Raw genomic sequence first — 12,403 nt, 5'->3', positions numbered from 1 at the left:
GCCCTACTCAGCGTGACTGGACGCACGAAAATCCTCCCTGCCCCATCGGGCATATGATCCACCTCGTCCCAGAGACCTGCAATGACATCCGGCGCAGCCGGAATGCGACAGCCGTCACGCGCAGTCGTAGATTTCCTCTTTTCACCCTAGGATATTTTGTGACCTTTGATTGTTTCTCTTTTGACCAGCGTATCAACGCTGGCATCAAGTCCTGTGGCTTTACCGTCCCCACCCCCATCCAGACCGTTGCCATCCCCGAAGTGCTCAAGGGGCGCGATGTCATGGGCCTAGCCCAGACCGGCACCGGCAAGACCGCTGCCTTTGCCCTGCCCATTCTCCAGCGCCTCCTCGACTCGGACGCCCGCGGCCAGGGTCCGGTGCGCACCCTGGTGCTCGCCCCCACCCGCGAGCTGGCCCTCCAGATCCAGGAGACCTTTGATGTCCTCGGTCGGCAGACCGGCATCCGCAGCGCCTGCGTCTTCGGCGGCGTGGGTTTCAACCCGCAGATCAACGCCGCCCGCCGGTCCACCGTGGTGGTGGCCTGCCCGGGCCGACTCCTGGCCCTGCTGCGCCAGGGCGACATCCGGCTCGACCATGTGGACACCCTGGTCCTGGACGAGGCGGACCGCATGCTCGACATGGGCTTCATGCCCGATCTCAAAAGGATCATGGAGCGGCTGCCCGCCAAGCGGCAGAACCTGCTCTTCTCGGCTACCATGCCCGCCGACATCCGCAAGCTGGCCGATACCATCCTGGTGGACCCGGCCCGGGTCCAGGTGTCCAACACCGAGCCGGTCAAGAGCGTGTCCCAGGCCTTTTACCCGGTGTCCGACCACCTCAAGGCGAATTTGCTCGAGGCCCTCATCGGCTCTCTCAACCGTGAAAGCGTGCTCATCTTCACCCGCACCAAGCACAAGGCCAAAAACCTGGCCAAGCGGCTTGGCCTGAGCGGGCTGAACACCACCTTTCTCCAGGGCAACATGAGCCAGAATCAGCGCCAGCGCGCCCTCGACGGCTTCCGCTGCGGGGATTTCGACATCATGGTCGCCACCGACATCGCGGCCCGGGGCATTGACTGCGAGCGCATCTCCCATGTCATCAATTTCGATGCGCCGGACACGGCCGAGACCTATACCCACCGCATCGGCCGCACCGGCCGGGCAGGGCGCACGGGCGAGGCCCTGAGCCTGATCACCCGCGAAGACCACCTCGTGGTGCGCGACATCGAGCGGGTGCTCGGCCGTCGTGTGGAAGTGCGCACCATGGACGGTTTCGACTACGACCAGCCTTTCACGGCCAAGCCCGGCGTGAGCCAGGGCCGCCCCCGGGGCGGGGCTGTCCCGGCAGAGAGCCAGGGCCGCCGCGCGCAGCGGGGCCGCCGGGGCGGACAGCGCGCCTCCCGCTAGGCGTTCATTCACACCAATCCCCGCCCCGGGCGCGTTCATTCGCGCCCGGGGCGTTGTGCTTTTTCAAGGTGCGGTGTAGCCTGATCATGCCGCCTGGGCGGCGGCAACCTGGAGGACGCGATGGCGAATGTTGATTCTTTTCTTCATGATCTCAAATTGATACGTGAGACAGGCCCGCTGGTGCTGAACATCACCAACGTGGTGGTGGCCAACCCCACGGCCAACGCCCTGCTGGCCTTGGGTGGTTCGCCGCTGATGTCCCACGCCGAGGAGGAGGCCGTTGATCTGGTGGCCATCAGCCATGCCCTGGTGGTCAACATCGGCACCCTCAACCAGCCCGACATCCGCGCCATGCGCGCCGCCTGGGCGGCTGCTGCGGCCAGGCCCATCCCGGTGGTCTTCGATCCGGTGGGCGCGGGCGCGTCCGGCCTGCGCACGGCCACTTCCCTCTCCCTGCTCGACGCGCACCGGCCAACGATCATAAGGGGCAACGGCTCAGAGGTGCTGACCCTGGCCGGGGAGTCGGGCGGGGCCAAGGGCGTGGACTCCACCCGCTCCACGGACGCGGCGCTGGACAGTGCCCGGATACTGGCCCGGGCGCGGGGCTGCGTGGTCTGCGTCAGCGGCGAATCGGACGTGGTCACGGACGGCCACCGTGTGTGCCGGGTTTTCGGGGGCCATGCCCTCATGCCGCGCGTCACCGGGCTGGGCTGCACGGCCACGGCCCTGTGCGCCGCCTTTGCGGCCGTCAACCCGGACCCCTTCGAGGCCACTGTCCACGGCATGGCCTGCATGGCCATGGCCGGAGCGTTGGCCGGTGCCAGGGCCACAGGGCCGGGCACCATGCAGCTGCATTTCCTCGACGCCCTCCATGCCCTCGACGCCGCCGATGCCGGGCGGCTCTTCCGGGTCGAAGGATCGTGAGCCCGGACCGCGCCTTGCCATCGGGCCGTGGGGGACGTATAGGGATGAAGGAAAGCTCCCGGCTCTCGGAAGGTATCGAAATTGCAAGGCTCTGACCGGCGGCAAGTGTCACCGGGTCACTGAACGGTTCACGGCGGGACAATGCTCGATTTCCATGTGCAACTGGACTACCTGCGCGACGTGCAGCGCACCTTTGGCAGCGGCTCGTCGCGGCTGGACCTGATAGAGGTCTTTGCGACCATCCTGGCCTTTGTCGCGCCAGTGGTGCTGGTCATGGCCCTCTGGTACTACCGCCACACCCTGGGTTTCGCCTTTCTGCGCTTCTTTTCGCGCCTGCTGGCCGGTCGCAGTCAGACCATCGTCGAGAACTACCTCGTGTCCAAGGGCGTCATGCTCGACATCTACCTCTACTCGGGCGGCGTGGTGGGCAAATTCCTGTGCAACGCGCGCATCTCGGCCGTGGTGGGCGGCAGGATGCAGCTTGAGCTGGTCAACGTCAAACCCACGACCCTGAAGCTCAAGAACATGCACGTGGTCTGTTTCGTCAAGCCCTTTGCCTACTCGGGCCGCAAGATCAATTCCTTCATCACCCTGATCGGCAATGTGAAAAAGCGCGGCTCGGTGATCAAGGAGCTGATGTTGCTCACGCCCATCCGCTACCGCTTCATCATCCGGCGCAGGCACGACCGCAAGAAGGTCGCCATGGAGGGTGCGGTGCGCGTCAAGGCTTGGGATGCTCGCAAGCGGAAATCCTTCTGGCTGGTCAAGCCGGACTTGCAGACAATTAACAATCCCGCGCACTACGGCGACAAGATGCGCTTGAGTGTAGAGAATATCTCGGCCGGCGGCATCCGTCTGCTAATCATCAATCCCAAGGGGCAGATACCGCCCGTCGCGGTGGGCAATCAGCTGGTCCTGCGGGTGAGCGTGTGGAATCCGCAGTCAAGGAAGTTCACCTATTTCACGGTGATAGGGACGATACGCAGCCGCTTCAAGGGCGGTGGAGGAGCCCTCGGCATGGGCATACAGTTCACGGCCGAGGGCGAGCAGGGGGGCGGCGGCTTCCTGTGGAAGCCCGTGCAGGGGGAGATATCCTCCCTGGCGGAATTTCTGGAGAAGGTCCAGTAGGGCGGGCTTTCGGTCTATTGTTTCTTTTTTCGGCACTCCCCGCACATGCCGTAGAGATACATCTTGTGCCGCAGCAGGGTGAAGCCGTGCTCGGCGGCGAGTTCCTCCTGACGGCGTTCGATGACCGTGTCGAGAATCTCGATGTTCTTGCCGCACCGCTCGCAGATGAGGTGGTCGTGGTGTTCCTCGCCGTAGCTCGGCTCGTAGCGGGTCACGCCGTCGGCGAAATCCAGCGGCTCGATGAGCCCGGATTCGTTGAGCAGCTTCAGCGTGCGGTAGACCGTGGCCTGCCCGATGGACTTGTCGCGCTTTTTGACCTTGGCGTAAAGTTCCTCCGGCGAGAGGTGGTCGTTTTGCTTGAGCAGGGTATCCAGGATCAGACGACGCTGGGGCGTTGTCTTCAGATTCCTGTCGGCCAGAAAGTCGGCGAACACTTCTTGCGGAGATTTCATACTATATCCGGTCGTTTTGTTTGAATATCATTTTCATCTTCCCCATACGGGATGCCGGGTTCCATGTCAAATGCCATTGTGTCCCTGCCCGGTCTTATCGATTTTGATTCACCGGCTTGACATTCCCGGGCCCGGTTCCTACAACCAGTTGCCTGTTTCCGGCTCCCCGCGCTGGATGTCGGCCCCCACGGAGAGGTGGCAGAGCTCGGTTTAATGCGCTGGTCTTGAAAACCAGAGGCGGGGCAACCCGTCCGGGGGTTCGAATCCCTCCCTCTCCGCCATTCTAAAAAATCGCTTCATGCCAAGAAGTGTCTTAAGCCCTCAAAATGAGGGCTTTTTTGTTGTGTTTGGCACGTCTTGATGAGTTATTCCAGGGCCTGACAATTCTTCGGAAGATTCCAGGCCACGAAACAGCAGGGTGATGGTCTGTGCCAAATCTCGTTTTCTACGCACGAAGCTCTACGAATTCGTTATTGTGCTTGCGCTCAAGTCCGTAGCGTGAAAATCTCCCAACACGGGTGTTGCAGGCAGCAAGGCGACTTTGGCGGCAATCGCTGCTGGGACGTCATGAAACACCTGCTTCAGTTTTTCCGGCCGTTATGCTTCGCCTGTCCATCATGTTTCAGCCGACCTCGGCACACTCTCACTCCAGATGCCCTCTGTGGAAACCAAAGCCACGGGACGCAGGCGGGAGAGCGAGAGCGATCCAGCACCAAGCGAAATCTTGAGGGGTATCAAGTGAGAATGAAGGCCGCGTTCCAGATCGCCGTGGTGGTTTTGTTGGTGTTGAGTACGTCAGTCCCGGCTCTCGCATACTCGGAGAAAGTCCCCTGGCCACCGTTGTATGAAGCCATCTACAGGAACGATTTAGCCAAGGTCAGAGACGCGATAGGGCGCGGCGCCGACGTCAACGCCATATACGACCACGACTCCATGCTGTGCTGGGCGCTGCGGAGCCAAAACCCGGACATCACCAGATTGATTCTGCAATCTCCCGGAGTGGACGTCAACAAACGCAGCGTGAGTTATGATGCCTGGGGCGATTGGGAGCGCACGCCGCTCATCCTCGCCTCGCACACAGGGCAGGCGGACATCGTCGCCATCCTGTTGCGTATGGGCGCCAAGGTGAACGCCAAGGACCGGACGGACAGCACCCCGGAATCAAGGGGCAATACGGCGCTCATCAAGGCCGCGCAGAGGGACCATGCGGACGTGATCCAGGTGCTCGTCACCCAGGGAAAGGGCCTCGACATCAACGCACGGACCAAGGACGGTGAGTCGTCACTCTGGTTCATCTCTGAGTACGAAGACTTCGAGACGCTGAAGTTCCTGCACAAGCACGGAGCGACCATCAATACTGCTGACAACTCCGGCAAGTCCGTACTGACGACGGTATTTCTGCACAAGCAACGCGAAGTGCTCGACTACCTCGTGGCCAATGGAGCGGACATCAACCATGTGGATAATGGCGGAAGCACGACGCTCATGACGGCCATCAGCAGCCTCGGCGGCGATGATTCAAAGACAATTTTCAAATTTATGGAAAAATTCATCACCTTCAAGCCACAACTCGATTTGCAGAAGATCGGGCAGGACGGCGGCGGCATGGCCGCCCTGCACCTGGCCTCACAATTCGGCTTTGTCGATGCCGCCAGGCTGCTGCTGGACAATGGTGCGGCCATCGACCTCGAGGGGTTGGCCACGGGCGGAACGCCGCTGCATTACGCGGCAGGGGCAAACCAGATCGCTGCGGCCAAATATCTGATCAAGAGCAAGGCAAAGCTCGATATTTTTGACAAATCGGGCTCCACGGCGCTCATGCTTGCCGTGCATCAAACCCATGCCGACATGGTGAAGACCCTGGTTGATGCCGACGCGGAGATAAATGTGAAGTCGCCTGTGAACATTCTCGTGACCCCGCTGGTTGCAGCGGCCACGAATCCTGATCCATTCAAGAACAAGGACAACCTTACAATCATCAAGCACCTCTTGTCCGGGCGGGGCAACGTCGATTTCCAGGCCGCAAACGGCTGGACCGCGCTCATGGCCGCTGCCCAACAGTCCAACATCGGGCAGGGATACGAACGGGCTGCCCTGCTGATCAGCAAGGGCGCGAACCTCGACATGGTGAATGACAAGGGCGAAACCGCACTGATGCTTGCGGCCGGAGCAGGCAATCAAAAACTCGTGAAGCTCCTCATGGAGAAGGGCGCAGACGCCCAGAAGACAAACGGCGCAGGCGAAACGGTCATGAGCTACGCCAACCGGGCGGGCAACGCGGGCAGCGTGTCGCTGCTCGAATCACAAGGCGTCAAGCCGGAGGCTCCCATTGTCCGCAAGAGCGTCATCGTGGACGCGCTGCTCGGCACATGGAAAGGCTTTCAGGACGGGATGCCGCAGGCCGTGTACACGATTGTGTTGAACAAGAACGGCACCTTTGATTTCAATTCGAAATTGACGCCGGAGGTCATGAAACAATTCCCCAAGGGCACCATGAACGAGACAATCGCTGCGCAGAAGGGAACGTACACCTTCAACGGCGATACCATGATTTGGGCCCCTGTCGGCGCTCCGCCCACTTCCATGAAATGGCAGCTTGAGAAGGGAATGCTGATCATCGACAACAAGATACGGCTGAAAAAGACCAAGTAGAAACTTTTTTCGCAGCGGGACGCGGCGTGCTTCGCCGTCGGAAAGAATGTGGTTTTAAGTGGGTAGTGAGACAGGTATGACCTGAACACTCGGAACCCCGCCTCCCGTTTTCAGGGGGCGGGGTTCTTTGTTGGCGTCGTTTCCGGGCCGTCAGATCATGGTGTTGATGATGGAGCCCTTGGCGTGTGCGCCGAGGACGCTGGTCTGGAAGTCGTAACTTTGGGCCATGCCCGTGCTGTCGCTGAACGAAGGCCCGGAGTTCATGTAATCCAGGGTCTTGCTGACGAGGGCACCGCCGGTGGACGCCTTGTCCACCGGGGCGAAGCCCGGGCTGCCGCCCTGATTGTTCATGTAATCCATGGTCTTCGATACCACGGCAGCGCCAAACGTCTGCTGGTCGAAGGGCGAGAAGCCCCCGAAACCGCCGATTGCCATGGTCATAGTCTACCCTCCCGCCTTCTGGCCGGAAACAACGCCTCTCCATTCGCCGTGAATGGAAATTCTTTCGCCTTGACGGGATGTTCGCCCTGGCCAGCCTCTCCCCGGACTGCGGACGAAATGATCCTCCATCAGCCTTATCGGCCGGAATCCGCATGTCTTTAGATGGTGCCCGCGAAAAATGCGCAGCCCGGGGCTTGAGATGCGCCGCGCGCCTGCTCCAATGCCCGTGGCGTCCTAGCCCGCCGTTTCCCGCATGGAGGCCGGATTGACGTATTGTCTCGTCTGGGGAGTTCTGTTATGGTTTTGAGCGCCATTTTGCGCTTGCTTCCCGAAACAATTCTCCTGCATGGTCGGCAATCGTACGCACAGGGATGGACAGGGCCCGGGCTTTGCTTGGGGTTGAACGGTCGGCTTGGCGGGGGCATTCATGGCGGCGGCCCGGACGGACAGGGGTGTGCCCTGCGGATTGAGGCGGCCCGCATGGGTGGCGGGCAAACAGTGTTTGCGCGATGCGGTCGGCGCGTTGGCGGCACACAGGATCACGAACGGCGGGCAAATGAAGATATACAGAGTTTGGGCGGTATCATGCGTCCTGGCCGTGAGCCTCGTGCTGCATGCCGGGTTGGGGCGGGCGGAGACGGAGCTTCCGGCCCCGGTCAGCCTTGATCAGGCGTGCCGCGCCATCTCCTCCAAGCTGGCCAGCGTCGATTACGACGAGTGCCGGGGCAGCGGGATGCTCTGCACACACGCATTCTCCTCCGAGGGGTTCCCCCTGATGGTCAAGGAGTATCCGCCGCTGGAGAACAGGCAGCCGCAGTCGCGCGTTCTGGTGCTCGGTGGCACCCATGGCGACGAGTATTCGTCCATCAGCATCGTGTTCAAGTGGATGCAGATTCTCGATGTTCATCATTCCGGCTTGTTCCACTGGGTCTTTGTACCGCTGCTCAACCCGGATGGATTGCTTCGGGATAACTCCACCCGCACCAATCATCGCGGCGTGGATATCAACCGGAATTTCCCCTCGCCCCTCTGGCTTGAGGTCGGCTACCAGCGCTGGGTCGATTCGGTCAGGCGCAACCCGCGCTATTATCCTGGCCCCCGGGCCATGAGCGAGCCTGAGACGCAGTTCCTTGTGGAACTCATTCAGCGCTTTCGGCCCCATGCCATTGTTTCGGTTCATGCACCCCTCGGGCTTGTGGACTATGACGGCCCGGGCGTGCCGCCCCAGGGCTTGGGGAGCCTGCCCTTGCGCAAGTTGGGCAACTATCCGGGAACACTGGGCAACTATGCGTCCGAGTTCGGGGTGCCGGTGCTCACCATCGAGTTGGATTCAGCCGGGCGCATGCCTTCCCAGACCGAAATCTCCGCCATCTGGCGCGACCTCGTGCGCTGGCTGGTGGACTCCACGCCGCTGCCGTCCTGGGGTGTGATCGAGGCCCACAAGCCCGGCCCCCTGCTGGACGAGGCGTTTTTCGCCAAGTAGCGACCACCTGTCCCGGGCCGCGTGACAGACCTTGGCGGCGGGTGTATGCTGCTTTCATGGAAGAGATCGGATTCATCGTGATTTCGGCCATTATCGGCCTGGGGCTGGCCGGGCTGGCGGCCTGGAAACTCAGGGAGCGTTGCGCGCCGTGAGTCTTCATCTATCTCGCCCTCGGCGGAGGTTTCGCCGTGTACTTCCTGCTTGGCCTGTTGCGCTGACGGCCCCCTCGCCCCGGAAGGGGAAGGGGCGGTCGGGAGCGGTCACTCTCCGGTCTTGACCTCGTCCCAGAGGACGTTCATGGCCTCAAGCTCCAGTTCCGAAAAGTCCAGGCCGCGTATCTCGGCCAGGTCCTCCATGGCCGCAAAACGGCGCAGGAACTTCTGGTTGGCGAAATCAAGGGCCGCGTTGGCCTTGATTCCCTTGCGCCTGCCCAGCTCCACCAGGGTGAAGAGGTAGTCGCCGAATTCTCGCTCTGCGGCCTCCTCATCCTTCTCGATCATGGCCTGCCGCCATTCGTACCACTCGGCCCGCAGTTGGGTCTCCACATCCTCATCCGTCTTCCATGTGAAGTTGTTGCGCGCGGCCTTGGAGTTGATCCGATAGGCCTTGAGCAGGGGCGGGAGCCCGGCGGGCAGGGAGTCGAAGACGCGCCTGCGGCCGGTGCCTTCGTTCTCCCGGCGCTTGGTGCGCTCCCAGTTGTCCCACAGTTCCTGGATCGAGCCAAAGGTCTTGTCGTCGAAGACGTGGGGATGGCGGCGGATCATCTTGGCCGCGCTGTGCCTGAGGGAGTCGGCCAGGGTGAAGCTTTCGGCGCGTTCGTACAGGGCGGCGATGAAGAGCAGGATGAAGAAGACGTCCCCGAGTTCCTCCATGGCCTCGCCGCTGTCGCCCCGGCGGATGCCGTCGATGAGTTCGAAGGATTCCTCGACGAGGTAGTCGCACAGGCTCTGCGGGGTCTGCGCCTGATCCCAGGGGCAGCCGCCGGGTCCCAGCAGGGCGTCGATGACGTCGCGCAATTCCTGGAGGGCCGCCGATGGGGCGGCGGTGTCGTGTTCGCTCATGGCGAGTGTTCCTTGCGTGGGACCGGGCCGCGGGGGGCTGTCCGGCGTGGTTATTGCGGCTCGCCTTCGTCGGGCAGGCCGAGGGCCTCACGAGCGGCGTCGAGGGTGTCCTGGGCCGTGGGCAGCTCGAATCCCTTGCCCTTGAGGGTGTCGCGCATGGATTCCGGCACCAGGTCCACCATCAGGCCCACCATGTGCTGCGAGCGCGGGGCGATGGTCGATTCCCTGAGCCAGGCCGATTCCGGGGCGAAGGCCTGGATGAAGGTCAGGAATATCAGGCCCACCAGGACGCCCTCAATGAGGCCGAAGACGCCACCAGTCGTCCTGTCCACCCAGCCGAGCAGGGAGATGTCCAGGGCTGATCTGAGGAGCTTGGCCAGTGCCCAGAAAACGGTCACTGTGCCAAGAAACACGCAGACATAGGCCAGCCCGTCCACGGTCATCTCGTTCTTGATGTACATTTCCAGATGGGGCACCAGCAGATGCTGGTACCGGGACGCGAGAAACACGCCCAGAATGATCGCCGACAGCGAGAGCACCTCTCTGACCAGCCCCCTGACGAGGCCGCGGATGAGAAAGATGGCGGCTATGCCGATGAGAAGAAAATCCAGAAAATTCATGCGTGCTACCTTGCTGGTTGTGTCGGTGCCCTCTCTGCTGATGCCACTAGCAAACTGCCGGGGAAATGTGAACTGGCCGGAACGATTTTTTTCCGGCGGTCGCCGTGTTTTGCCGGTGCGGGCTTGTGTCTGCCCCGGAACTCGGCTAATTGATACGACCAACCGCACGATAATACCCAAGGGAGGAGTGGATGCTGGTCCACAAGACCGAATGCCCCGGCCTTTTGATCCTGGAACCGCGCGTCTTCCAGGACGAGCGCGGGTTCTTTCTGGAAAGCTACAACCGGGAAGCCTTTCATCTGGTCGGGATCGACTGTGAGTTCGTGCAGGACAACCACGCCTATTCGCGCGATGCGGGCGTGATGCGCGGCTTTCATTTCCAGCTGCCGCCCTTTGCCCAGGCCAAGCTCGTCTGGGTGTCCCGAGGGGCGGTGCTCGACGTGGTGGTGGATCTGCGCAAGGGGGCGCCATCCTTTGGCAGATGCCAGCACGTCATCCTCAGTGCCGCCAACTTCAAGCGCATGTATATCCCCAGGGGGTTCGGCCACGCCTATGTGACCATCATGCCGGACACCGAGTTCCAATACAAGGTGGATGCCCCCTACAGGCCCGATCACGAGCGCGGCATCGCCTGGAACGACCCGGACATCGCTTTTGACTGGACCCCCGCCCTCGGGGAGCGACCGCCCATATTGTCCGAAAAGGACCGCAGGCTCGGCTCCTTTGCCGATTTTGATTCCCCCTTCATTCACGAGGAAAACTGACATGCCCGAGTCCAATCCCGGGGCCGGATTTGCCGAGGAGTGCCACGCCGTCGTTCTGGCTGGCGGGTCCGGCACCAGGCTATGGCCCCTGAGCCGCAACCTGCTGCCCAAGCAACTGCTGGTGCTTGGTGGCGAGTTGACCCTGCTCCAGCAGACCGTGCGGCGCGTATTGACCGCCTTTGCGCCCGCCCGAGTCTGGGTCGTGACCAACGAGGAGCACCTCTTTGAGGTGCGCAAACAGGTGGCGGCCATTGACCCCGGACTGGCCGGACAGGTGCTGGCCGAGCCCTTGAGCCGCAACACCCTCCCGGCCATCATGCTCGGTCTGGACCAAGTCGTCGGCAACAACGAAAAGGTGCTGGCCGCAGTGTTCCCGTCGGACCACCTGATAGGCAATGGCGAGGCCTGGATCGGCGATCTGGTCAAGGCGTCCCGGCTTGCGGCCCGGGGCCGGTTCGTCACCTTTGGCGTGGAGCCATCCAAGCCGGAGACGGGCTACGGCTACATCACGCTCGGCCAGTCGCTGGAGGAGGGCGTGTTCGCCGTGGACGGCTTTGTCGAAAAGCCCGACCTGGCGACGGCCCAGGATTTTCTGCGTAAAGGCAGCCATCTCTGGAACAGCGGCATGTTCCTGTTCCGGGCCAGGGATTTTCTGAAACAGGTGGCCCGGTGCCAGCCCGATCTGTGGGACTGGTGGATGGCCAGGGCAGAGCGTCCCCTTGTCCAGGGATACCGGGATATTCCAAATATTTCAGTCGATTACGGCGTGGTCGAGAAGATCGACAACATCGACGTGGTCCGCGCCAGCTTCGAGTGGGATGACCTGGGCAGCTGGGAGGCAATGTACCGCCTGGGCGACAAGGACGAAAACGGCAACGTGATCATGGGCGACGTGCTGGCCATGGACTGCCGCAATTCGCTGCTCATCAGCCAGGGCGGCAAGCTCGCGGCCGTGGGACTTGAGGATATGATAATGGTCCAGACCCGCGACGCCACCCTGAGTTGCCCCATGAAGCAGGTGCAGTCGGTGCGCGGCGTGGTGGACGCCCTCAGGGCCGAGGGCAGCAGGCTGGTGGAGAGCCACCCGACAGTGGTCCGCCCCTGGGGCAGCTACTGCGTCCTCGAGGAGGGCCCGCACTACAAGATCAAGCGTATCCAGGTGAATCCCGGGGCGCGGTTGAGTTCACAGATGCATCATCACCGCAGCGAGCACTGGGTGGTGGTGGACGGAACAGCCGAGGTGGAGGTGGACGGCGAGGTCAGGATCATGGTCGAAAACCAGTCGGTGGACATCGCCAAGGCCTCGCAGCACCGGCTTGCCAATCCGGGCAAGGTCCCTCTGGATATCATCGAGATCCAGAGCGGCCCGTACCTTGAAGAGGACGACATTGTGCGCTTCGAGGACGTCTACGGACGAGTGAAGAAATAAATGCAAATCGAGATTTTCCCATGAAGCACAAGGATATGATTGG

At 62.0% G+C, this 12,403-nt stretch carries 11 protein-coding genes and 1 tRNA gene; 8 read left to right on the top strand and 4 right to left on the bottom strand.

The window, feature by feature from the left end:
* The first annotated feature begins 158 nt into the window (after positions 1 to 158).
* The 3 genes from QQS14_RS10915 (at position 159) to QQS14_RS10905 (ending at position 3,458) form a co-directional block, all read left to right on the top strand.
* A complete protein-coding gene (locus QQS14_RS10915; protein WP_285907031.1) occupies positions 159 to 1,406 on the top strand; it encodes a DEAD/DEAH box helicase in 1,248 nt (415 codons plus the stop codon).
* Between the two features lie 120 nt (positions 1,407 to 1,526).
* Positions 1,527 to 2,330: a hydroxyethylthiazole kinase gene (gene thiM / locus QQS14_RS10910; RefSeq protein WP_285907030.1), complete on the top strand. Its 804-nt coding sequence runs from the start codon at positions 1,527 to 1,529 to the stop codon at positions 2,328 to 2,330.
* A gap of 141 nt (positions 2,331 to 2,471) precedes the next feature.
* Positions 2,472 to 3,458: a hypothetical protein gene (locus QQS14_RS10905; protein ID WP_285907029.1), complete on the top strand. Its 987-nt coding sequence runs from the start codon at positions 2,472 to 2,474 to the stop codon at positions 3,456 to 3,458.
* A gap of 14 nt (positions 3,459 to 3,472) precedes the next feature.
* Here QQS14_RS10905 and QQS14_RS10900 read toward each other — a convergent pair whose 3' ends face one another.
* Positions 3,473 to 3,910 (bottom strand): Fur family transcriptional regulator, encoded by a 438-nt coding sequence (locus QQS14_RS10900; RefSeq protein ID WP_285907028.1) that lies wholly within the window; start codon positions 3,908 to 3,910, stop codon positions 3,473 to 3,475.
* A gap of 189 nt (positions 3,911 to 4,099) precedes the next feature.
* Here QQS14_RS10900 and QQS14_RS10895 point away from each other — a divergent pair.
* Both QQS14_RS10895 and QQS14_RS10890 read left to right on the top strand, forming a co-directional pair.
* Positions 4,100 to 4,191 (top strand) — tRNA-Ser (locus QQS14_RS10895).
* Between the two features lie 463 nt (positions 4,192 to 4,654).
* Positions 4,655 to 6,562, top strand: coding sequence for an ankyrin repeat domain-containing protein (locus QQS14_RS10890; RefSeq protein ID WP_285907027.1), 1,908 nt, complete (start codon positions 4,655 to 4,657; stop codon positions 6,560 to 6,562).
* 150 nt (positions 6,563 to 6,712) lie between these two features.
* Here the strand turns inward: QQS14_RS10890 and QQS14_RS10885 are convergent, their stop codons facing one another.
* Positions 6,713 to 7,003 carry a hypothetical protein gene (locus QQS14_RS10885; RefSeq protein ID WP_285907026.1) on the bottom strand — a complete coding sequence of 97 codons (291 nt, stop codon included), beginning with the start codon at positions 7,001 to 7,003 and terminating at the stop codon, positions 6,713 to 6,715.
* Between the two features lie 556 nt (positions 7,004 to 7,559).
* Here QQS14_RS10885 and QQS14_RS10880 point away from each other — a divergent pair.
* The gene (locus QQS14_RS10880; protein ID WP_285907025.1) at positions 7,560 to 8,486 is read left to right on the top strand and encodes a M14 family murein peptide amidase A; all 927 of its coding nucleotides are present in this window, start codon (positions 7,560 to 7,562) and stop codon (positions 8,484 to 8,486) included.
* Between the two features lie 260 nt (positions 8,487 to 8,746).
* On the opposite strand, the gene mazG is transcribed toward QQS14_RS10880, so the two are convergent.
* Together mazG and QQS14_RS10870 are read right to left on the bottom strand one after the other, a co-directional pair.
* On the bottom strand, positions 8,747 to 9,547 hold the full coding sequence (gene mazG / locus QQS14_RS10875; protein WP_285907024.1) for a nucleoside triphosphate pyrophosphohydrolase: 801 nt from the start codon (positions 9,545 to 9,547) through the stop codon (positions 8,747 to 8,749).
* Positions 9,548 to 9,597: 50 nt separating this feature from the next.
* A complete protein-coding gene (locus QQS14_RS10870; RefSeq protein ID WP_285907023.1) occupies positions 9,598 to 10,167 on the bottom strand; it encodes a CvpA family protein in 570 nt (189 codons plus the stop codon).
* Between the two features lie 191 nt (positions 10,168 to 10,358).
* On the opposite strand from QQS14_RS10870, the gene rfbC reads away from it, so the two are divergent.
* Together rfbC and QQS14_RS10860 are read left to right on the top strand one after the other, a co-directional pair.
* Positions 10,359 to 10,931, top strand: a complete 573-nt coding sequence (rfbC, locus tag QQS14_RS10865; RefSeq protein WP_285907022.1) for a dTDP-4-dehydrorhamnose 3,5-epimerase — start codon at positions 10,359 to 10,361, stop codon at positions 10,929 to 10,931.
* A gap of 1 nt (position 10,932) precedes the next feature.
* A complete protein-coding gene (locus QQS14_RS10860; RefSeq protein ID WP_285907021.1) occupies positions 10,933 to 12,360 on the top strand; it encodes a mannose-1-phosphate guanylyltransferase/mannose-6-phosphate isomerase in 1,428 nt (475 codons plus the stop codon).
* Positions 12,361 to 12,403: the final 43 nt, after the last annotated feature.

This window comes from Pseudodesulfovibrio pelocollis (genome assembly GCF_030282845.1).
Lineage (GTDB): Bacteria > Desulfobacterota > Desulfovibrionia > Desulfovibrionales > Desulfovibrionaceae > Pseudodesulfovibrio > Pseudodesulfovibrio pelocollis.
This window is presented reverse-complemented; position numbering and strand designations above follow the sequence as displayed.